This is a genomic window from Lysobacter sp. Soil_N_51 (genome assembly GCF_057655755.1).
Genome location: NZ_JBDGLR010000001.1, coordinates 316,443 through 335,820, shown reverse-complemented (window position 1 = coordinate 335,820; position 19,378 = coordinate 316,443). Strand labels below are relative to the sequence as shown.

The 19,378-nt window shown below is 68.3% G+C and carries 21 protein-coding genes, 1 tRNA gene, 1 other RNA gene and 1 pseudogene; 15 read left to right on the top strand and 9 right to left on the bottom strand.

What is annotated here, in order from left to right:
• Positions 1 to 197: 197 nt before the first annotated feature.
• Positions 198 to 1,562, top strand: a complete 1,365-nt coding sequence (locus AC3A4T_RS01560) for a Na+/H+ antiporter NhaC family protein (RefSeq protein WP_487673769.1) — start codon at positions 198 to 200, stop codon at positions 1,560 to 1,562.
• A gap of 169 nt (positions 1,563 to 1,731) precedes the next feature.
• On the opposite strand, the gene AC3A4T_RS01555 is transcribed toward AC3A4T_RS01560, so the two are convergent.
• Positions 1,732 to 3,135 (bottom strand): lytic transglycosylase domain-containing protein, encoded by a 1,404-nt coding sequence (locus tag AC3A4T_RS01555; RefSeq protein ID WP_487673768.1) that lies wholly within the window; start codon positions 3,133 to 3,135, stop codon positions 1,732 to 1,734.
• Positions 3,132 to 3,932, bottom strand: coding sequence for a hydroxyacylglutathione hydrolase (gene gloB / locus AC3A4T_RS01550; RefSeq protein ID WP_487673767.1), 801 nt, complete (start codon positions 3,930 to 3,932; stop codon positions 3,132 to 3,134). The genes AC3A4T_RS01555 and gloB overlap by 4 nt, the downstream gene beginning before the upstream one ends.
• A gap of 246 nt (positions 3,933 to 4,178) precedes the next feature.
• On the opposite strand from gloB, the gene AC3A4T_RS01545 reads away from it, so the two are divergent.
• The 3 genes from AC3A4T_RS01545 (at position 4,179) to dnaQ (ending at position 6,766) form a co-directional block, all read left to right on the top strand.
• The gene (locus AC3A4T_RS01545; protein WP_487673766.1) at positions 4,179 to 5,036 is read left to right on the top strand and encodes a methyltransferase domain-containing protein; all 858 of its coding nucleotides are present in this window, start codon (positions 4,179 to 4,181) and stop codon (positions 5,034 to 5,036) included.
• Positions 5,037 to 5,067: 31 nt separating this feature from the next.
• A complete protein-coding gene (rnhA, locus tag AC3A4T_RS01540) occupies positions 5,068 to 5,538 on the top strand; it encodes a ribonuclease HI (protein WP_487673765.1) in 471 nt (156 codons plus the stop codon).
• A 493-nt stretch (positions 5,539 to 6,031) separates the two neighbouring features.
• Positions 6,032 to 6,766 carry a DNA polymerase III subunit epsilon gene (gene dnaQ, locus AC3A4T_RS01535; RefSeq protein ID WP_487673764.1) on the top strand — a complete coding sequence of 245 codons (735 nt, stop codon included), beginning with the start codon at positions 6,032 to 6,034 and terminating at the stop codon, positions 6,764 to 6,766.
• A 278-nt stretch (positions 6,767 to 7,044) separates the two neighbouring features.
• Here the strand turns inward: dnaQ and AC3A4T_RS01530 are convergent, their stop codons facing one another.
• Positions 7,045 to 7,749, bottom strand: coding sequence for a PP2C family protein-serine/threonine phosphatase (locus AC3A4T_RS01530; protein WP_046657254.1), 705 nt, complete (start codon positions 7,747 to 7,749; stop codon positions 7,045 to 7,047).
• Positions 7,750 to 8,301: 552 nt separating this feature from the next.
• Positions 8,302 to 8,392, bottom strand: a tRNA-Ser gene (locus AC3A4T_RS01525).
• Positions 8,393 to 8,573: 181 nt separating this feature from the next.
• Between AC3A4T_RS01525 and AC3A4T_RS01520 the strand changes: the two genes are divergently transcribed.
• Entirely contained in the window at positions 8,574 to 8,978 is a 405-nt protein-coding gene (locus AC3A4T_RS01520) for a DUF6165 family protein (RefSeq protein WP_036112047.1), read from the top strand.
• Positions 8,979 to 9,085: 107 nt separating this feature from the next.
• On the opposite strand, the gene AC3A4T_RS01515 is transcribed toward AC3A4T_RS01520, so the two are convergent.
• Genes AC3A4T_RS01515 through AC3A4T_RS01500 form a run of 4 tightly spaced genes read right to left on the bottom strand, consistent with a single transcriptional unit; the run spans position 9,086 to position 11,450 of the window.
• Complete coding sequence (locus AC3A4T_RS01515; RefSeq protein ID WP_487673763.1) at positions 9,086 to 9,208, bottom strand: hypothetical protein; 123 nt, start codon at positions 9,206 to 9,208, stop codon at positions 9,086 to 9,088.
• Positions 9,205 to 9,786 (bottom strand): hypothetical protein, encoded by a 582-nt coding sequence (locus AC3A4T_RS01510; RefSeq protein WP_487673762.1) that lies wholly within the window; start codon positions 9,784 to 9,786, stop codon positions 9,205 to 9,207. The genes AC3A4T_RS01515 and AC3A4T_RS01510 overlap by 4 nt, the downstream gene beginning before the upstream one ends.
• 40 nt (positions 9,787 to 9,826) lie before the next feature.
• On the bottom strand, positions 9,827 to 10,384 hold the full coding sequence (ybiA, locus tag AC3A4T_RS01505) for a riboflavin biosynthesis intermediates N-glycosidase (RefSeq protein WP_487673761.1): 558 nt from the start codon (positions 10,382 to 10,384) through the stop codon (positions 9,827 to 9,829).
• A 28-nt stretch (positions 10,385 to 10,412) separates the two neighbouring features.
• Positions 10,413 to 11,450 carry a glycosyltransferase family 9 protein gene (locus tag AC3A4T_RS01500; protein WP_487674030.1) on the bottom strand — a complete coding sequence of 346 codons (1,038 nt, stop codon included), beginning with the start codon at positions 11,448 to 11,450 and terminating at the stop codon, positions 10,413 to 10,415.
• A 61-nt stretch (positions 11,451 to 11,511) separates the two neighbouring features.
• Here AC3A4T_RS01500 and AC3A4T_RS01495 point away from each other — a divergent pair, with 61 nt between their 5' ends.
• The 8 genes and pseudogenes from AC3A4T_RS01495 (at position 11,512) to AC3A4T_RS01460 (ending at position 17,220) form a co-directional block, all read left to right on the top strand.
• Positions 11,512 to 12,261, top strand: a complete 750-nt coding sequence (locus AC3A4T_RS01495) for a 3-deoxy-D-manno-octulosonic acid kinase (protein WP_487673760.1) — start codon at positions 11,512 to 11,514, stop codon at positions 12,259 to 12,261.
• A 27-nt stretch (positions 12,262 to 12,288) separates the two neighbouring features.
• Positions 12,289 to 13,047 carry an MBL fold metallo-hydrolase gene (locus AC3A4T_RS01490; RefSeq protein ID WP_487673759.1) on the top strand — a complete coding sequence of 253 codons (759 nt, stop codon included), beginning with the start codon at positions 12,289 to 12,291 and terminating at the stop codon, positions 13,045 to 13,047.
• Between the two features lie 84 nt (positions 13,048 to 13,131).
• Positions 13,132 to 14,163 (top strand): GTP 3',8-cyclase MoaA, encoded by a 1,032-nt coding sequence (gene moaA, locus AC3A4T_RS01485; protein WP_487673758.1) that lies wholly within the window; start codon positions 13,132 to 13,134, stop codon positions 14,161 to 14,163.
• 81 nt (positions 14,164 to 14,244) lie between these two features.
• Positions 14,245 to 14,568 carry a phytanoyl-CoA dioxygenase family protein gene (locus AC3A4T_RS01480; protein ID WP_487673757.1) on the top strand — a complete coding sequence of 108 codons (324 nt, stop codon included), beginning with the start codon at positions 14,245 to 14,247 and terminating at the stop codon, positions 14,566 to 14,568.
• Positions 14,569 to 14,615: 47 nt separating this feature from the next.
• Positions 14,616 to 15,041 (top strand): annotated as a pseudogene (gene moaC / locus AC3A4T_RS01475) (cyclic pyranopterin monophosphate synthase MoaC); the annotation flags it as partial.
• Between the two features lie 209 nt (positions 15,042 to 15,250).
• Positions 15,251 to 15,490: a MoaD/ThiS family protein gene (locus tag AC3A4T_RS01470; protein WP_056111476.1), complete on the top strand. Its 240-nt coding sequence runs from the start codon at positions 15,251 to 15,253 to the stop codon at positions 15,488 to 15,490.
• 3 nt (positions 15,491 to 15,493) lie between these two features.
• Positions 15,494 to 15,925, top strand: a complete 432-nt coding sequence (locus AC3A4T_RS01465; RefSeq protein WP_487673756.1) for a molybdenum cofactor biosynthesis protein MoaE — start codon at positions 15,494 to 15,496, stop codon at positions 15,923 to 15,925.
• Between the two features lie 353 nt (positions 15,926 to 16,278).
• The gene (locus AC3A4T_RS01460; RefSeq protein WP_487673755.1) at positions 16,279 to 17,220 is read left to right on the top strand and encodes a cytochrome D1 domain-containing protein; all 942 of its coding nucleotides are present in this window, start codon (positions 16,279 to 16,281) and stop codon (positions 17,218 to 17,220) included.
• Positions 17,221 to 17,309: 89 nt separating this feature from the next.
• Here the strand turns inward: AC3A4T_RS01460 and ffs are convergent.
• An RNA gene (gene ffs, locus AC3A4T_RS01455) (signal recognition particle sRNA small type) lies at positions 17,310 to 17,406 on the bottom strand.
• A gap of 295 nt (positions 17,407 to 17,701) precedes the next feature.
• Between ffs and AC3A4T_RS01450 the strand changes: the two genes are divergently transcribed.
• Both AC3A4T_RS01450 and AC3A4T_RS01445 read left to right on the top strand, forming a co-directional pair.
• The gene (locus AC3A4T_RS01450) at positions 17,702 to 18,439 is read left to right on the top strand and encodes a metallophosphoesterase family protein (protein WP_487673754.1); all 738 of its coding nucleotides are present in this window, start codon (positions 17,702 to 17,704) and stop codon (positions 18,437 to 18,439) included.
• Between the two features lie 85 nt (positions 18,440 to 18,524).
• Positions 18,525 to 19,199, top strand: a complete 675-nt coding sequence (locus AC3A4T_RS01445) for an energy transducer TonB (protein ID WP_487673753.1) — start codon at positions 18,525 to 18,527, stop codon at positions 19,197 to 19,199.
• The last annotated feature ends 179 nt before the right edge of the window (positions 19,200 to 19,378 follow it).

Below are 19,378 nucleotides of genomic sequence, written 5' to 3'. Positions count from 1 at the left end.
AGAGGGGCTACAGAGCCCCAGCCCTTGATCCCTTCTCCCGCTTGCGGGAGAAGGTGCCCGCAGGGCGGATGAGGGCAGGTGGGCACGGCCCCCGACCGCCCCCATGAACTCCCCCAAAGCGTTCCACCCCCGGCACTCGACACAGGCCATGCTGCACTGCAAAATCGCGCCGTCTTAAAATCCATTCGGATGAAGCGATGAATGAGCCGCTCCGCCCCGGCACCCCGATCACCCCCAGTGCCCTGGCGCTGACGCCGCTGCTGCTGTTCCTGGCGCTGTTTTTCGGCGCCGGGCTGTATTTCACCGCCAACGGCGACGCGATGGGCTTCTACCAGCTGCATGCGCCGGTGGCGATCCTGCCGGCGCTGGCGCTGGCCGCGTTCATCGCCTGGCGCCGCGGGATCAAGCCGCTGGACACCCTGCTGGGCGGCATGGGCGACCACAACGTCGTGCTGATGTGCCTGATCTTCCTGTTGGCCGGCGGTTTCGTCGAAGTGTCCAAGGCGATCGGCGCGGTCGATGCGATCGTGTCGCTAGGCGTCGGCAACGTGCATCCGGCGTTGTTGTTGCCGGCGCTGTTCGTGGTCGCCGGTTTCATTTCGATGTCGCTGGGTACCTCGATGGGCACGATCGCCGCGGTCGCGCCGATCGCGCTGGGCGTGTCGGACGCGTCGGGCCTGGACCGCGCGCTGGTGCTCGGCGCGGTGATAGGCGGCGCGACCTTCGGCGACAACCTGTCGGTGATCTCCGACACCGCGATCGTCGCCAGCCGCACCCAGGGCTGCACGATGCGGGAGAAATTCCGCGAGAACCTCAAGCTGGCCTTGCCGGCGGCGATCGCCACCCTGGTGCTGCTCGGATTCCTCGGCGAGACCGCGCCGGTGCAGACGCCCGACCCGGTGTCGCCGTGGTTGATCCTGCCGTACCTGATCGTGCTTGGGCTGGCGATCGCCGGTGTCGACGTGATCATCGTGTTGAGCATCGGCCTGGTCATCGCCGGGTTGTTCGGCGTGTTCTTCGCCGAGGATTTCGGCTTCGCCGCCTATACCACGCATATCTGGGACGGCTTCGAGAGCATGGTCGAAATCACCTTGCTGTCGCTGCTGGTCGGCGGCCTGGGCGCGCTGATGAAAGCCGCCGGCGGGCTGGCCTGGGTGGCGCAGACCATCGGCAAGTTCGCGCGCGGCCATCGCAGCCGCCGCGCGGGCGAGATCAGCATCGCCGCCTTGTCGGCGACCACCGATGTGTTCACCGCCAACAACACCGTCGCGATCCTGATCAGCGGCGGCCTCGCGCGCGATGTCGCGCAACAGCACGGCGTGCCGCCGGCGCGCGCGGCGAGCGTGCTCGACATCTTCGCCTGCGTGACTCAGGGCGTATTGCCGTACGGCGCGCAGATTCTGTTGGCGGCGTCGTTGAGCAAGGTCTCGCCGCTGCAGTTGATCGGCAACGTGCATTACAGCTGGTTGCTGGGCGCGGTGACGATCGGGGCGATGTTGTGGCCTTCGCGCAAGCGGGCCCTCACCCCAACCCCTCTCCCGCAGGCGGGAGATGGGCTTTAGTACGGCTAGGCGGTTGAGTTCCCTCTCCTGCTTGCAGGAGAGAGGATTCAGTACGGTGAGGCGGCCATTACTCCCTCTCCCGCTTGCGGCGACCGAAACAAGTGCAGAGCTGAGAGGGTGGGGGTGAGGGCGAGGGGCGACCGGCATCGCGGATCAGCGGCCGCGCGTGCTAGTTGCCCGCCGGGTTGCCCGCATCGATCAACAGCGCCTGTCCCGGCTTGAGCACCGCATCGGCGGCGAGGCCGTTGCGCTTGAGCAGATCGGCGACGCGAATTCGATACCGCTTGGCGATGGTCCAGGCGTTGTCGCCGCGGCCGACGGTGTGGCGACGCATCTGCGCTTTCGCCGAGCTTCCATCGGCGACGGATGTTGCGCCGACACGCTTGCCGCCGTCGTCGCTGCGTGCAACGCGGTCGCGAGCTTTGCCTGTCGATGCCGCCACTTCAACCCGATCGCCCGACACCGAACGCTCCGACGCCTCGACCGACCCGCGCGTGCTCGCGATCGCAGTCGAGGCGCTGCTCGAGCCGCTGGCGACAGGCATGGCCGGCTTGTCGCCGCCCGCCAACTCGACACTCGCCAGATCGATATCGGCCGCACTCATGCCCGGCGTACCGATCGCGCTCGCCGCCACCGCCAACAACGGCGCGCGCTTGCCCGCGCTGCGAGCGATGCGACCGTCGCCGAACACCGGATTAAGGCGCTTGATCTGGGCCAGGTCCTGGTCGGTGCGCGCCGCCCATTCGCCGATGCTGTCGATCTCGGCCGGCACCGTCACCGCCGCCAGCCGCGGCACCGGGCGATCGAGCGCGCTCAGCCATTCTTCGCGGTCGTCGGCCTGTTCCATCAGGCACGACAGCGCGTGCAGCTTGCGCACATAGGCCGTGGTGATGTCGGACAGGCCGGCCAGTTGATCGTGGCGCACGTCGGCGATGCTCAGGCCGCTGCGCTTGACCGCGTTGAGCACGCGGTACTCGCCCGCGTTGTAGGCCATCACGGTCAGCCGCCAGTCGCCGCCGAACATGCCGTGCAGGGTTTTCAGATAGCGCACCGCGGCCTGGGTCGATTCGACCGGCGACAGCCGGCCGTCGTAGCCCTCGCGCATCCGCACGCGGTGGTTGCGCGCGGTCATCGCGATCATCTGCCACAGGCCGGCCGGGCCGGAGGGGCTGCGCGCGCCGGGCTTGTAGCCGCTTTCGACGAACGGGATCAGCGCGTATTCGGTCGGCAGGTGGGCTTCGCGCAAGGCGTCGACGACGTAGCCGAACAGCGGCAGCAGGTCGTCCTCGCTGGAGGCTAGGCGCTTGGGCGCGGTCGAGAAATGCTGGCGCCAGCGGCTGCTGACCCCGGGTTCGCAGGTCTTGTCGGCCAGGCCGTCGCGGAAGCGCTGGTAGATCTCGCGGCCGTTGCGGCTCGGGCCGGTGCCCGGGTCGGGCGCGGCGACCGCCAGTTGCGCCGCATCGGCGGCGATCGCCGGGGCCGACAGCGCCGCGCTCAGGCCCAGACAGGCCGCCAGCGCCAGGCGCAGCGATCTGCGCGCCGGGATGCGGACGCGGGTATCGCCGCGTCTCACGCGCGGAACCCGTCCTTCCAGCGCCGCAGTTCGGCGAAGGTTTCGGTCTCGTCGGCCGGGGCGCGGCCCAGCCGGGCGGCGATCGCGGCGATCACCGCCGGCTCGCGGGTGCGCAGGAACGGGTTGGTCGCGCGTTCGTCGCCGATCGAGCTGGGAAGGGAGGGACGTCCGGCGTTGCGCATGGCCTGGGCCTGTTCGATTCGGCGCCGCAGCGCGGGATTGGCGGGTTCGACCACGCTGGCGAAGGCCGCGTTGGACAAGGTGTATTCGTGGCCGCAACAGACCCGGGTGTCGTCCGGGAGCGCGGCCAGCCGGGTCAGCGAGACCAGCATCTGGGCGGGCGTACCTTCGAACAGGCGGCCACAGCCCAGGCTGAACAAGGTGTCGCCGCTGAACACAAGGTGGTCGGTGGCGCGGCCGCCGCGCTCCAGGTTGTCCCGTTCGAGGTAGTAGGCGACGTGGCTGCGGGTGTGGCCGGGCACGGCCAGGGCGGTCAGGCTCCAGCCGTCCACGTGCAGGCGGGTGCCGTCGCCGACCCGCGCGGTGGCGCTGGCGATGCGCTCGTCGTCCGGGGCGAACACCGGGATGTCGGGCCAGCGCTCGCGCAGCGCCGACGTGCCGCCGATGTGGTCGTCGTGGTGGTGGGTCAGCAGGATCCCGGCCGGGCGCAGCCCGTGCGCGGCCGCGGCCAGTACCGGCGCGGCGTCGCCGGGGTCGACGACCAGGGCCGATTCGTCGTCGCCCGACAGGGCCCAGATGTAGTTGTCGCTGAGGGCGGGCAGGGCGAGCAACCGCATCGTCGGACTCCTGGCGGCGCGCGGCCGGAGCCGTCGCGGTGGGCGGGGCGCTCGGCTTGCCTGACCGACGCCCGGGGCGCACAGTCGGGGCGTCGCAGACCCATGCCATCCTGGGCCGTACCGAGCTTCCTTGGTAAACGTTCGGGGCCGTGGCATCGGAACCGACCTCGGGACCGCGGGCGCCACGCTGGCCGCGCCTGATCCCGAATCCCCAATCCCGAATCCCGGCCCCACCGAGACGCGACCATGCCCGCCCTGTCCCACGGCCGTCAACCCGATCCCGAATCCGACCCGGCCCTGGCCTGGTTCGGCGAGGTGCCCGGCCACGGCCTGCTCGACGTCGAGTCGGCCTCGATGGCGCGGGTGCTCGCGGCCAGTCCGAGCCTGCCCTGGGCCTGGTTCGGGGTCGCCGCGGCCTCGCCGCCGTTGGGCCGCGGGGTCGCGCTGCGGCGCAGCGCCGACGGCTTCGACGGCGCGGTGCGCTGCCGTCTGCCGCTGCCGCTGGCCAGCGAGGCCTTCGGCGCGGTGCTGCTGCAGCACGTGTTCGACGACGGCGTCGACTGCGCGCCGCTGCTCAGCGAATGCGCGCGCATCCTCGCCCCGGGCGGGCGGCTGTGGCTGGCCACCCTCAACCCGTGGAGTCCGTACCGCCTGCGCTGGGCCGGCAGCGGCCTGCATGCGCGCGACGCCGGCCATTGGCAGACCATGCTGCGCGCCTCGGGCTTCGCCGCCGACCCGGTCAGCCTGCAGTGGCTCGGGCCGCGCTGGCGGGTCGCGCACGGCGAGGCCGGGGTCGGCGCGGCCGACGTGCTGCGCGCCGGGGTCGCCTTGACCCTGACCAAGCGCGTCCACGCCGCCATTCCGCCGGGCCGGCTGCAACAGCTGCGCTGGCAGACCGGGCTGGGCCAGGCCGGGCTGGCGAATGCCGGCCTGCCGCAGGCCGCCCAGAGCGGCCGGGTCGACAGCGGACGAGGCGACGCCCGTCGGGACGCATCCGCGCAATCCAGGATCGATCGCAAAGACCCCGCCGCGGCCGCGGCCCGAATCTCGCAAATCGTTCCCGATCGATCCGATGCGACCCGTGGCGGCGCGCAACAGCGATAATGCTCGGCCGTCGAAAGCGAGTAGCTGTTGCGTGAGCCAAACCACCGCCGAGCTCGATAAAACCGTAAGCATCCACACCGACGGCGCCTGCCTCGGCAATCCCGGCCCCGGCGGCTGGGCCGCGCTGCTGCGCTACAAGGGCCACGAGCGCGAGTTGTCCGGCGGCGAGCCCGACACCACCAACAACCGCATGGAGCTGATGGGCGCGATCATGGGCCTGGAAGCGCTCAGCGAGCCGTGCAAGATCGTGCTGACCACCGACTCGCAGTACGTGCGCAAGGGCATCACCGAGTGGATGAGCAACTGGGTCCGGCGCGGCTGGAAAACCGCCGGCGGCGACCCGGTCAAGAACCGCGACCTGTGGGAACGCCTGCACGCCGCGAGCCTGCGTCATTCGATCGACTGGAAATGGGTCAAGGGCCACTCCGGCCAGCCCGAGAACGAACGCGTCGACGTGCTGGCGCGCGTGCAGGCTGAGCGGCTCAGGCCTTATAGGCCTTGAGCCTAGGAACGAGTGGAGAGGAGTGAGGAGTGAGTGTTGGCACTCGTGGCTCTACTCGTTTCTCACTCCTGTGAACTCGTTCCTCGCTTCGACGTGCTGGCTGAGCGGCTCAGGCCTTATAGGCCTTGAGCCTAGGAACGAGTGGAGAGGAGTGAGGAGTGAGTGTTGGCACTCGTGGCTTTACTCGTTTCTCACTCCTGTGAACTCGCTCCTCGCTTCGACGTGCTGGCTGAGCGGCTCAGGCCTTATAGGCCTTGAGCCTAGGAACGAGTGGAGAGGAGTGAGGAGTGAGTGTTGGCACTCGTGGCTTTACTCGTTTCTCACTCCTGTGAACTCGCTCCTCGCTTCGACGTGCTGGCTGAGCGGCTCAGGCCTTATAGGCCTTGAGCCTAGGAACGAGTGGAGAGGAGTGAGGAGTGAGTGTCGGCACTCGTGGCTCTACTCGTTTCTCACTCCTCTAAACTCGTTCCTCGCTTTTTGAGATAATCGGCAAATGCGTCAAATCATCCTGGATACCGAAACCACCGGCCTGAGCTGGGAACGCGGCAACCGCGTGGTCGAAATCGGCTGCGTCGAATTCGTCGAGCGCCGCCCGAGCGGCCGCACCTACCACCAGTACATCAAGCCCGATTGCGATTTCGAAGCCGGCGCGCAGGAAGTCACCGGCCTGTCGCTGGAGCGTCTGGCCAATGAGCCGACGATGGAGCAGGTGGTCGATGAATTCCTCGAATTCATCAAGGGCGCCGAGCTGATCATCCACAACGCGGCCTTCGACGTGGGCTTCCTCAACAACGAGCTGTCGATCTGCGGCGCGCAGTACGGCAAGTTGGCCGATCACGTTCCCAACATCGAAGACTCGTTGCTGCTCGCGCGCCAACGCTACCCCGGCCAGCGCAATTCGCTCGATGCCTTGTGCAAACGCCTGGGCGTGGACAACTCGCATCGTCAGTTGCACGGCGCGCTGCTCGACGCCCAGTTGCTCGGCGAGGTCTACATCGGCCTGACCTCGGGCCAGGAAGAGATCGGCTTCGGCGATCCGGCCGCGATCGCCGCGCAGCAGAGCCCGGCGAGTTTCCAGATCGACCCGGGCGCGGTGCGGCCGCGGGTGATCGTGCTCGCCGACGAATTCGCCGCGCATCAGGCGCGGTTGGAGAAGCTGCGCAAGAAGGCCGGCGGCAAGTGCGTGTGGGATGTGTTCGATCCGCCGGCGGCGGTGGCTGAGGCGTAAGCGTCGCGATCGCGGCGAGCGATCGGCGATTCGATAGTCAGGTTGCGCCGGCCGTCGCGATAGCGCGGTCGCGGCTTGCGCCGCTCCTGCAGGGGGCGGTCGAAGCTTCGTTGGCTACCTGTAGGAGCGGCGCAAGCCGCGACCGCGAATCCGCAACTACCGCGCAACCAACGTCGCGTGCCGGTCAGCGACCACGCTCGAATATTCGCTGGCGCGATAATTCTGGAAAAATTTAGACGAAGACAAATTCGTCTAAATTTATGCCTCGCCGCCCAGCCTCAATGGCTGCGCACCAACACCACCGTGACATTGTCCGACCCGCCGCCGTCCAGCGCCGCGGCGACCAGCGAATCCACGCATTCCTGCGCGCTGCAGTCGTTGTGCGCCAACACCCGGGCGATGCTGCGGTCGTCGACTTCCTCGGTCAGCCCATCGCTGCACAACAGCAGTTGCATGCCCGGACGCAGCTCGCCGGTCATGGTCTCGACGTTGAGGTTGCGCGGGTCGGTGACACCCAGCGCCTGGGTGACCACGTTGCGATGCGGGTGGCTGCGCGCCTGTTCGTGGGTGATCGCGCCGTTGGCGATCAGCTCCTGCACATAGCTGTGGTCCTGCGACAACTGGGCCAGATGCCCGTCGCGCCACAGGTACACGCGGCTGTCGCCGACCCAGGCCACCTCGAAGCGGTTGCCGTTGATGCGCGCGGCGACCACGGTGGTGCCCATCGGCAGGGCGTCGTTGCGCCGGCGCGAGGTGCGGATGATCTCTTCGTCGGCGATGCGGATGGCCTGGGCCAGCCCGGTGCCGTTGCGGACCTCGCGCACGATCGACTCGCGCGCCAAGGCGCTGGCGACCTCGCCGTATTCGTGTCCGCCCATGCCGTCGGCGACCAGCCATAGGCCGAGTTCGCTGTCACCGTAATAGGTGTCTTCGTTGAGTTCGCGGCGCAAGCCGACATGCGTGAGGTGTCCGAATTCGATCATCTGCCGGTCAGTGCCATTCGCTTCGTCGGGGTTGCCATTGCAGTAACGGAATCATCGCGGCACAGCGGCCTAGTGACAAGAAAGCGTGATCCCTGCACGGCTTCATGCCCGAGATTCGATGAAGACCGCGTGTGTACCGGATCGGTGGAGCCCCGCCTGGCAACGCGCCGGCGCGAGGCCGGCCGCGGCATTTGCCCTGCATGGTGTCGCAAGTCGAATCTCGAGACTGGCTCAGTGCGGCCAAACCAAGCGTGAAGCGTGAACGAAAGCGATGGTCGTCGAACCTGGATTTGCGCGAAGTCTGCCGGAAAGCACAGCCGATATGCGCAACGAATGCAGCCGGTGTGAGTATCCACCCGGGTACGCGATGGCGATCGGATCGCCGCGCCCCGTGTCCGCCGCAGACGCAACCGCCACGGCGCGCAATGTGCCTGTCGCCGTCGCCGCCGAAACGCCGCCGCTGGCTTGGCCCGATGCTTCGACGGCCGACCCTGCCGCAAGCGCGAATGCCCAAAACAACAAGGGCCCCGAAGGGCCCATGTCGTGCGTATCTGGCGGAGAGGGGGGGATTCGAACCCCCGGTACGCTATAAACGTACGCCTGATTTCGAGTCAGGTACATTCAACCACTCTGCCACCTCTCCGGGTGCAGTGAGCCGCGAATGATACGGATACTCGCGACCGCCGACAAGGTTTCTCGCGCATCGGATCGATCCGGACCGCTCCGGCCCGCCTCCGGGCCCGGCGACGCTGGCCCGGACCTCGGCTCGAGCGCCCGCCGGGGCTACACTAAGCGGCCCCCTGATTAGCAAACGGCGGCGTCCCATGTCCGAAATTCTGGTCCCGGTGTCCTTCGGCGAACTGCTGGACAAGATCTCGATCCTGCAGATCAAGTCCGAGCGCATGAGCGACGAGGCCAAGCTGGCCAACGTCCGCGCCGAACTGAGCGCGTTGGAACAGACCTGGATGGCCCATCCGGCCGCCGGCGGCGACATCGGCCGCCTGCGCGCCGAGCTCAAGGCGGTCAACGAGCGCCTGTGGGTGATCGAGGACGACATCCGGATCAAGGAAAAGGCCCAGGCCTTCGACGCCGAATTCATCGCCCTGGCGCGTTCGGTCTACGTCGAGAACGACGTGCGCGCGCGGGTCAAGAAAGAGATCAACCTGGCGCTGGGCTCGACCTACGTGGAAGAGAAGTCCTACCAGGACTACGGCACCGGCGCGTTCTGATCGCGGCGGCCGCGGCACGGCCGGGCCGCTGAATCCTTCGGGCTTGCGTGCGCGGCGGCGCATCGCCGATGCCGACGCACGCGCGGCGGGCGCCCGCTGGGGCCCACTTAGCGCCGCGCCGCCAGACGTTTCGATTCCATGTCGCGGGTGTAGGCGTTGAAGTCGTCGTCGCTGGTGTGGCTGACGCCGATCCACACCGAGACCACGCCCTCGACGCTGTCGTCGATCACCGCGGCGACTCGAAGCCGGGCAGGGCGCGTTCGTAGCCGGCCTGGTGGCATTTCGCCGGATCGCTGGCGGCGTTCGGGTCGGCCAGGTCGTCCCAGCTGCGCACCGCGACGGCGAAGCCGAGCGCTTCGAACGCTTGCGCATGCTCGACGAAGGCTTCGTCGTCGTCGAACACGCGGTCGCCGATCAGCGCTTCGATCAGGCCGCGGCCCTGCAGCAACGAGAACTGGCCTTCGTTATCGAACTTGACGATAGCCGCGGTGGCCAGCGCGGTGCGTTCCGGGCCATGCCAGTAGCCGAACAGATTGCTCTGGTCGTCTTCGGCGAAGAAGCTGATCTGCGCGCAGACCTCGTCGATCGCGACGATGTTGGCGGCGATCGACGGATCGGCGCGTTCGGCCTCGCTGAGGTAGCTGTCGGGATGGAGCAGGGTCGGCGCGTCATCGGCGGCGAGCAGGCGGTAGCCCAGGTCCGACAGCGCGTCGTTCAAGTTCTCGTCGCCGCTGTCGCGCAGGCGCAGCAACTGGCTCAATTCGGGCGAAGGCGGGCCGTAGTCGTCGTCGATCGATCCCAGGGGCATGGCGGTCTCGCTGGCTTGGCGGTGAAAGGGGATGAGCGTGTCAGGCCGAGGTTGCACGCAGACGTTCGCGCACGTCCATCAAGGCGAAACCCAGCAGGTTGAGCCCTTGCCAGGCCTCGGGGCGGGTCGCGTCGGGATGATCGGCGGCCAGGCCGATGCCCCAGATCGGATCGACCGGGCTGGCCTCGACCAGCACCTGTTCGCCCGTGCTCAGCAGGAAATCGCGCAGCCGCGGGTTCTGTTCGAACTTGGCCTGATTGCCGGCGACCACCAGCTCGTAGCGATGCGCGACCCAGCGCGCTTCGTCGAAGCCGGCGATCTTGCGGCCGAGCGCCTTGACCTTGGCCGGGTCGTCGCTGGCGACGATCCGCGCGTGGATCGCCTCGTCGCCGAACAGCCGCGCCTTGCCGGCCATCATCCAGTGTTCGGCAGTGGCGTAACGCTGGCCGTCGCGCTCGAACGGCGCCGGGTACCACTGGCTGAAGCAGCTCTTGCCGACCTGGCCGGGCACGACCCGGTGGCCCCAGAAGCACAGATAGTCGAATTGCGCGCCGGCGCTCAGCGCGGCGCGCAGGTCGGCGAGGGAACGTGGAGTCATGTGCAACGGATCCTTGTCGGTAAAAGGTTTACGTGCCCGGATGATCGGCGCGGTAGCGTTCGAACGCGGCGATGCCGTCGTCGACGCCGATCAGATCCATCACCCCGTCGTGTTCGATCTTGGTGCCCCAGGCGATCTCGCTCGCGGGTTTGCCCAGGTATTTGCGCGCGGCGTCGTCGTAGCGGTCGGTGCAGTAGCGCAGGTCGCTGTACGGGCCGCTGCGCGCCGGGTTGCTGGCCGCGTGCAGGCCCAGCACCTTGGTGCCCATGGCGTTGGCGATGTGCATCGGACCGGAGTCCGGGGTCATCAGCAGCTGGCCGCGTTCGAGCAGCGCCGGCAATTGCTTGAGCGTGTCCTTGCCGACCAGGTCCAGCGCCGGATGGCGCATCGCCGCCATGATCGCGTCGGTGGTGTCGCGTTCGAGTTGGCTGCGGCCGCCGCACATCACCACCCGCCAGCCGCGCTGCGCGGCGTGATCGGCGACCGCGGCGTAGCGCTCGGCGCGCCAGTTGCGCACGGTGTGGCTGGAGCACGGCGAAATCAGCAAGGTCGGCGCATCGTCCCGCGGCCATTGCGCGCGCGCCCATTCGCGCGCGTCGTCGGGCACCGGCAGGTCCCACACCACCTGGGTCTGGCGCAGGCCCAGCGGCTCGCAGAAGCTGCCGATCGCGTCGAGCACGTGGATGCCGGGCCGGTCGGGGATGCGTTCGTTGACGAACAGGCCGTGCAAATCCTTGGAACGCGCGCGGTCGTAGCCGATCCGGCGGCGCGCCGGGACGAACGCCGACAGCAGATTGGCGCGCGCGGCGACCTGCATCTGCAGCAGCGCTTCGAAACGGCCGTCGGCCAGGCCCAGCGCGCGCAGTTCGCGGCCCAGCGCGCGCATGCCGGCCAGCCCGCTCTTCTTGTCGTATTCGACGAATTGCACGCCTTCGAGGCCTTCGAGCAAGCGCCGCTCGCCCTTGCCGATCACCCAGGTGATCGCCGCCTGCGGTCGCGCCTCGCGCAAGGTCCGCACCAATGGAACGACATGAGTGACATCGCCGAGCGCCGACAGGCGCAGCATGCAGAGGGTGGGAGCGGAACTGAGAGACGAATGGGTCACGTGACTTGTTAGACTCGGGCGGATGACGGGTTATGACGCCGCAGAAGGACTGACGCCGTACCGCGACGATAGCGGCTACGGTGCGATTCTGTTCGACCGCGCGCGGGTGCAGCAAGCCGCGCCGGACTGGTTCTCGCCCGCGCACTGGGGCGAAAAGGCGCGGCCGGTCGACAGCGGCGGCCGCGGCGGCGCCTGGTTCGTGGATGCGCCGTTCGGCCAGGTGGTGCTGCGGCGTTACCTGCGCGGCGGCCTGGTCGCGCGCTTCAACCGCGATCGCTACTGGTGGCAGGGCGCCAACAAGACCCGCAGCTTCGCCGAGTTCCGCCTGACCCGCGAACTCGCGCGCAAGGGCTTGCCGGTGCCGGTGCCGGTCGCGGCCTGGTATCGCCGCGACGGCCTGCATTACTACGCCGCGATCATGATCGAGCGCCTCGACGGCGTGCGTTCGCTGGCCGACCGCGCCGCGGTCGCCGGCGACGGCGCGCCGTGGGAGGAGGCCGGCCGGCTGATCGCGCGCTGCCACCGCGCCGGCCTCGACCACGCCGATCTCAACGCCACCAACCTGCTGTTCGACACCGCCGGCCAGGGCTGGGTGATCGACCTGGACCGCGGCGCGATCCGCATCCCGGCCACCGCCTGGCGCGAGCGCAACCTGGCCCGGCTCAAGCGTTCGTTGCTGAAACTGCGCGGTTCGCGCAGTCCCGAGCAGGTCGAAACCGACTTCGGCCGATTGCGCACGGCCTATGAACGCGCCTGGGAACGTGGTTACTAAGTACTTGGGCGAATTAAGAGGGCTGGAATGACTTGGCGGCTGCGTCTGCACGGTGTCGGCAATGCGTCGGCGGTGGAACTGGGTTCGGCGATGGCGACGCTGGAGCGCGACGGCGAGCCGTGGTTGACCGTCGACTGCGGCGGCGAGGGGCTGACCGCCTTTCTCGCCCATTACGGCCGCATGCCCGAGGCCCTGTTCGTCACCCATAACCATCTGGACCACATCGGCGGCTTCGAGCGCCTGTTTGTGGCCCATTACTTCGACGAAACCCGGCGCGGCAAGGTCCGCCTGTACGTGCCGGCGCCGATCGTGCCGCTGCTGCACCAGCGCGTGGCCGACTACCCCAACGTGCTGGCCGAGGGCGGGGTGAATTTCTGGGACGCGTTCCAGCTGATCCCGGTCAGCGGCCATTTCTGGCACCGCGGCCTGCGCATGGAGGTGTTCGCGACCCGCCACCACTGGCCCGACAGCAGTTTCGGCCTGCGCCTGCGCGGCAGCGCGATCTGGACCGGCGACACCCGGCCGATCCCGGAAATGCTGGCCCGGTACGCCGACGCGGGCGAGTTGATCGCCCACGACTGCGCGCTGGAGGGCAATCCCTCGCACAGCGGCATCGAGGACCTGGAGCGCGAATACCCGCGCGCCCTGCTCGAACGCTGCCTGCTGTACCACTACGGCAGCCGCGAAGAGGGCGACGTGCTGGCCGCGCGGGGGTATCGTGTGGGCAGGCCCGGCGAGGTCGTCGATCTCGCCGATCCCAGCGCCGTGCAGGCGCCGTTCGATTGACCCGCCCGGCGTCGTGACCCGCCTGGCTTGAAAGCCATCGATTGAGCGCCATTCGATTGAGAGCTACCGATTGAGAGCCTTCGCGTGAACGCCGTCCCAGGTCTGCCGCTGCCGTCGGTCCCGCTGGATCGCCAGGGCCGGTCGTTGCGCGATCTGCGGTTGTCGGTGATCGAGGCCTGCAATTTCCGCTGCCCCTACTGCATGCCGGCCGAGCGCGTGCCCGACGACTACGGCCTGGATGCGGCCTCGCGCCTGAGCTTCGACCAGATCGAGACCCTGGTGCGCGGCTTCGTGCGTATCGGCGTCAGCAAGCTGCGCCTGACCGGCGGCGAACCCCTGCTGCGCAAGCGCCTGCCCGAGCTGATCGCGCGACTGGCGCGGATCGACGGCCTGGACGACCTGGCCCTGACCACCAACGGCTCGCTGCTCGCGCGCCACGCCCGCGCGCTGCGCGAAGCCGGCCTGCGCCGCCTGACCGTCAGCCTGGACGCGCTCGACCCCGAGCTGTTCCGGCGCCTGTCCGGCGGCCGCGGCGACATCGCCGAGGTGCTGGCCGGAGTCGAGGCCGCGCGCGAGGCCGGATTCGCTTCGCTGAAGATCAACTGCGTGATCCAGCGCGGAGTCAACGAAGATCAGGTGCTGCCCTTGGTCGAACATTTCCGCGGCAGCGGCCACGTGCTGCGCTTCATCGAATACATGGACGTGGGCAACTGCAACGGTTGGAGCGAGCAGGGCGTGGTCAGCTCGCAGGAACTGCGCGACCGCATCCACGCGCGCTGGCCGCTGCGCCCGCTCGAGGCCAATTACCGCGGCGAAGTCGCCTCGCGTTACGGCTTCGCCGATGGCGATGGCGAGATCGGTTTCGTGTCCTCGATCAGCGCGCCGTTCTGCGGCGACTGCCACCGCTCGCGCGTGTCCGCCGACGGCCGCCTGTACACCTGCCTGTTCGCCGCCGAGGGCAGCGACCTGCGCCCGGCGCTGGCTCAGGGCGAGGTGGCGTTCTCGCAGCATCTGGCCACGCTGTGGACGCGCCGCAACGACCGCTACAGCGAACTGCGCGCGATGGATGCGCCGCGTTCGAAGCGGCATGTGGAAATGTTCCTGATTGGTGGCTGAGGAGGCGATGCGATCGGGTTCGTGCGGTGCATCGCGCACCCGGCGTTGAGCGGCTGGTCGCTCAAGCAGGATCGGCATCTCGTGCAACCGCCTGCGACGCTGCTGGAGCGCACGCTCGCGGTGCGTCTGCATCCGGACGTCTGCGGCGCCGGCGACGGCCCCTTGCGCGTGGTGCCCGGTTCGCATCGTCACGGCCGGCTCGATCCGGCGGCGGCGCGCGGCCTGCGCGCCGCGCACGGCGAGGTCGAATGCACCGCGCGGCCCGGCGATCTGCTTATCATGCGACCGTTGCTGCTGCATGCCTCATCCCAGGCCGTCCAACCCAGCGGACGGCGGCGGGTTCTGCATTTCCTGTTCGGCCCGCGCGATCCCGGGTTCGCACTGCGTTGGAGTCTGGCGATTTGAAACCCAAAGCTTCCCTGACCCATGTCGACCGCGCCGGCCGCCCGGCCATGGTCGACGTGTCGGACAAGGCGATCAGCGCGCGCGAGGCCATCGCGCGTTGCCGCGTGCGCTTTCCCGCCGCGGTCGCCGCGCAACTGCGCGCCGACGGGCTGCGCAGCAAGAAGGGCGCGGTGATCGATACCGCGATCATCGCCGGCACCATGGCGGTCAAGCGCACCCACGAATTGATTCCGTTCTGTCATCCGCTGCCGATCGACGGCTGCCGTTTCGCCATCGATTGGGACGGCGCCAACAGCCTGTCGATCGAATGCGCGGTCAAGACCACCCATCGCACCGGCGTGGAGATGGAAGCGCTGACCGGCGCCACCGTCGCCGCGCTGACCGTGTACGACATGTGCAAGGCGCTGTCGCACGCGATCGTGATCGGCCCGGCGCAATTGCTCGGCAAGCGCGGCGGCAAGCGCGATTTCGGTCGTAGTGATGCCGCGGTTGCGGCCCTGCAATCGGGTGAGGCCGAATCGAAACGCGGCGCGGTGAAGCGTGGCAAGCCTTCGACTGAAGTTTCTGTTGGCGCGACTCCCACGCGCGCGGTCAAGAAATCCGCATCCACCAAACACGCATCCGCCAAGCCCGGCTCGCGCAAACGCGCGGGCACGACGCGCGGCGCGCGAGGAGCCGGCGCATGAGCCTGACCGTGCTGTATTTCGCCAGCCTGCGCGACGCCGCCGGTGTCGCCAGCGAATCGGTCGATGCCGACAATGCCGACCTGCGCGGCCTGTATGAGACCTTGCGCGAGCGCCACGGTTTCGCCCTGCCGGCCGAGCGCCTGCGGGTCGCGGTCGACGGCGCGTTCGCGCGCTGGGACGATGCGCCGCGCGCCGGCAGCGAAGTCGCCTTCATTCCGCCGGTATCGGGAGGCTGAGCGATGAAACGATTCGTCCTGTCGCCGCAGCCGTTCGAAATCGCGCCGCTGCGCGAACAACTGCTCAGCGCCCACGCCGGCGCCTACGCCAGCTTCGAAGGCTGGGTGCGCGATCACCACGGCGGCCGCGCGGTCGCCGGCCTGCGTTACGAAAGCTACGCCGCGCTGGCCGACAGTGAGGGCGAGCGCATCCTGGGCGAAGCGATCGAACGCTTCGCCATCGTCGATGCGCGTTGTGTGCACCGCATCGGCGACCTGGCGATCGGCGAACTCGCGGTCTGGGTCGGCGTCAGCGCCGCGCACCGCGATGCGGCCTTCGCCGCCTGCCGCTTCATCATCGACGAAACCAAGGGGCGGGTGCCGATCTGGAAGCATGAGCGCTATGCGGATGGGGATGCGGATTGGCTGCATCCAACGCCGCCAGAGGTAAGTTGACGAGCGCGAGCGTTTCATAGGTGCGAAGGTCGCGGTTGCTTGTGGCTAAAGCTTGAAGTCGCTGAATTTCCGCGTTCGCGGGAATGACGGCCGGGAAGAACGAATCGGCTCGGGCACAGCAGGGCGGATGCCGACGCCGACAATCGAAAAGATCGCCGACATTCCACCTAACGTCATTCCCGCGAACGCGGGAATCCAGCGACTTTCGTTGCCGAGACCGCGGCACGTGAAGCGGTAGCCGCTTTGTTGTAGCGTCGACTTTCCATATCGTCAGACCGGCCGCCCGAATGTTCCGTTCAATATGCTTGTGCTTCTTGCTCTGCGCTTCGGTACCCGCGATTTCGGGCGAGCTTTTGGTAGGCAACAAAGCCGCAGACACCGTCTGGCGCCTGTCACTGAACGACGGCCGCAAGCTCGGCGAGTTCGCCACCGGGCAGGGGCCGCATGAGATCGCGGTTAGCCATGACGGCGCGATCGCATTGGTCGCCAACTACGGCGGCAAGGAGATCGGGCATACGCTCAGCGTGCTCGACCTGCGCGGCGCCACGCCGCCGCGATCGATCGACCTGGGCGAGCACGGCCGGCCGCACGGGCTGCGCTTCCTGCCCGGCGATCGCGAGGCGCTGGTCACCACCGAGGCTTCGCGGCATCTGCTCCGCGTCGATATCGCCAGCGGCAAGATCGTCGCGGCGATCGCATTGGGCGAGGGCAAGGGCCACATGGTCGCGGTCGCCGCCGACGGCAAGGCCGCGTACGTGAGCAAGGTCGATCGCGGCACCGTCAGCCGCATCGACCTCGCCGACAACACCAAGACCGACGAAGTACCGGCCGGCCCGGGCGCCGAAGGCATCGCGGTGCGGCCCGGCAGCGACGAGGTCTGGGTCAGCAATCGCGACGCCGGCAGCGTGACCGTGCACGACGCGAAAACGTTGGCGATCCGCGCCACCTTGCCGAGCCCCGGCTTCCCGATCCGCGTGGTATTCACCGCCGACGGCCGCCACGCGCTGGTCAGCAATGCGCGCGCCGGAACGCTGTCGGTATTCGATGCCAAGCGCAAGAAACCGGTGGCGACGATCGCGCTGCAACGCGACGGCGCGCAGTATCGCGACACCATGCTCGGGCGCGCGGCGTTGCCGATCGGGGTGATCGCCGATCCGAAGCGGCCGCGGGTGTACGTGGCGATCAGCGGCGGCGACGAGGTCGCGGTGATCGATCGCAAGCGCTGGAAGGTGATCGACCAATGGAAGACCGGGCGCGAACCCGATGCGCTGGCGTTGTCTTTCGCAACGGATTGATCGCGGCTGATCGGCGCGATCCAGAGCGGCGTCGAGCCCAGTTAGGCCGGCCTCGAATCCCCAATCCCGAATCCCCAAAAAGGTGGCGGCCCCGCAAGCGTGACTCCGGCGCCCGAATCGGTCGATACCGTTGCTGCCTTCCGGCCCTGGCGGGATTTTCAACTTATCGTCGCGGAGGCGCCAACGGGGCCACCATAGAGATCGCATGCGCGCCGGGGCGCCATGCGGTGTCCGGATCGGAGGCGGTGGCGCCGGGGCGTCGCCGTTTCCTTCCAGAGGGGCGGCATTCTGCCTGAAACCATCGCCGCGACGCAATGCGCCGGCGCCCGGCGTGGCCATCGGCCCGTACCGCAAGGCATTGCGGCCGCGCGACCGCGGCACTCCACGCGGCGGTGCGATGCCTTTGCGGGCCCGCTCAACCCCGCGTCCCGTGGTTCGATCATCGCGGCGACCGCCTCGCCGCAAAGGATAGAATCGCGCCATGCGCATCGCCGTCGTATCCGACATCCATGGCAACCTCGCCGCCCTCGACGCGGTGCTGCGCGACATCGAGCGTCGCGGCGTCGACCGCGTGGTCGACCTCGGTGACCTGCTGTCGGGCCCGCTGCAACCGCGCGAAACCGCCGATCGCCTGATCGCGCTGGGCTGGCCGACCATCGCCGGCAATCACGAACGCCAGGTGCTGACCGACCCGCCCGAGCGCATGGGCGAATCCGACCGCCATGCCGCCGCGCAGATCCGACCCGATCAGCGCGAGTGGATGCGCGGGTTGCCGACGACCCTGCGCTTGAACGACGAGGTGCTGCTGGTGCACGGCACCGCGCGTAGCGACCTAGAATGTTTCATCGAAACCGTCGACGCCGACGGCATGCGCGCGGCCACCGCGGACGAAGCGGCCGAGCGCGCCGGCGACAGCGACGCGCGCGTGATCCTGTGCGGCCACACCCACGTGCCGCGCAGCCTGCGCCTGGCCGACGGCCGCCTGATCGTCAATCCCGGCAGCGTCGGACTGCAGGCCTACACCGGCGAACACCCGTATCCGCATCGGGTCGAAGTCGGCACGCCGCAGGCGCGCTATGCGATCGTCGAACGCGACGACTACGGCGAATGGAACGCGCGGCTGCTTGCCGTCGACTACGACTGGAACGCCGCGGCCGAACTCGCGTCGCGCAACGGCCGTCCGGATTGGGCGAGGGCGCTGGCGACCGGACGGGTTTGAACCGCGCGGCTACCGGGAAGTGAGCCGTCAAGACGAACGTCCGCCGCTTTCGCCGAACGCCGCAATCAAGCAACGAATCAAGGGAATGAATGACATGAAGCACGCATGCCGAATGGTCCTGCTCGGGTCGCTGTTGTTCCCGGCAAGTCAGGTCGCGGCTCAGAGCACCGACGGGCGCCTGGATCAAGCGTCCAGATTGCGGCAGCCCGTGGTCTACCCGAAAGAGGCGATCGACAAGTGCGTCAGCGGAACGACGGTGATCATCGTCGACGTGGACGCCGAGGGGCGATTCGTCAACACGATCGTGGAGAAATCCAGCCGCGACCGGCACCTGGATAACGCAGCGCTGGAGGCCGCGCGCCACTGGGTCTACTTTCCGCCGCGCAACGAGCAGGGCGAGACCGAAGCGGACAGAATCCGAATTCCGCTGGATTTCGAAGAACATGAAAGCTGCTGGACGAAAATCGTCCCAGATACCCCGGCCTATCCCGAGGCGTCCTCGGTGGAACGCTACCCGCCGCAGTGGCCCGGCACGATCGAGGCGAACCGGCTCAGCGGCGAAGTGGTGGTCGTGCTGCTGCTCGAGAGCGATGGTCGCGAGCACTCGGTCCGGATCGCGAAGTCCAGCGGCGATATGGCCATCGACCAGGCGGCCAGATGGGCGGCGAGTCAATGGACCTACGTGCCCGCCGTGGTCGACGGCAAACCGGTGCGTTCGGTGCTGCGATTGCCGATCGCTTACGGCGAGAAGCCGAACTGACGGTGTCGCGGCCGATGCACCGCGCTCGGCCTGTCGCAGCCGATGTTGTCGAAGGGCAGGGCAAGCGACGTGGCGATCTCCGCCACGCCGCTTCAGATCAGCATTGAATCAAGCAACTTCGTCCGCGAACAGCCGAGCGCATTGCGCTGTCCGAACAGTTTCAATGCGCCCGACGCAGA

Bases quoted from the DNA above. Each gene is read 5' to 3' on its own strand.
- AC3A4T_RS01560 (WP_487673769.1), top strand. From the start codon at position 198: ATGAATGAGCCGCTCCGCCCCGGCACCCCGATCACCCCCAGTGCCCTG.
- gloB (WP_487673767.1), bottom strand. From the start codon at position 3,932: ATGCGGTTGCTCGCCCTGCCCGCCCTCAGCGACAACTACATCTGGGCC.
- AC3A4T_RS01545 (WP_487673766.1), top strand. From the start codon at position 4,179: ATGCCCGCCCTGTCCCACGGCCGTCAACCCGATCCCGAATCCGACCCG.
- dnaQ (WP_487673764.1), top strand. From the start codon at position 6,032: ATGCGTCAAATCATCCTGGATACCGAAACCACCGGCCTGAGCTGGGAA.
- AC3A4T_RS01530 (WP_046657254.1), bottom strand. From the start codon at position 7,749: ATGATCGAATTCGGACACCTCACGCATGTCGGCTTGCGCCGCGAACTC.
- AC3A4T_RS01520 (WP_036112047.1), top strand. From the start codon at position 8,574: ATGTCCGAAATTCTGGTCCCGGTGTCCTTCGGCGAACTGCTGGACAAG.
- AC3A4T_RS01510 (WP_487673762.1), bottom strand. From the start codon at position 9,786: ATGCCCCTGGGATCGATCGACGACGACTACGGCCCGCCTTCGCCCGAA.
- ybiA (WP_487673761.1), bottom strand. From the start codon at position 10,384: ATGACTCCACGTTCCCTCGCCGACCTGCGCGCCGCGCTGAGCGCCGGC.
- AC3A4T_RS01500 (WP_487674030.1), bottom strand. From the start codon at position 11,450: ATGCTGCGCCTGTCGGCGCTCGGCGATGTCACTCATGTCGTTCCATTG.
- AC3A4T_RS01495 (WP_487673760.1), top strand. From the start codon at position 11,512: ATGACGGGTTATGACGCCGCAGAAGGACTGACGCCGTACCGCGACGAT.
- AC3A4T_RS01490 (WP_487673759.1), top strand. From the start codon at position 12,289: ATGACTTGGCGGCTGCGTCTGCACGGTGTCGGCAATGCGTCGGCGGTG.
- AC3A4T_RS01470 (WP_056111476.1), top strand. From the start codon at position 15,251: ATGAGCCTGACCGTGCTGTATTTCGCCAGCCTGCGCGACGCCGCCGGT.
- AC3A4T_RS01465 (WP_487673756.1), top strand. From the start codon at position 15,494: ATGAAACGATTCGTCCTGTCGCCGCAGCCGTTCGAAATCGCGCCGCTG.
- AC3A4T_RS01450 (WP_487673754.1), top strand. From the start codon at position 17,702: ATGCGCATCGCCGTCGTATCCGACATCCATGGCAACCTCGCCGCCCTC.
- AC3A4T_RS01445 (WP_487673753.1), top strand. From the start codon at position 18,525: ATGAATGACATGAAGCACGCATGCCGAATGGTCCTGCTCGGGTCGCTG.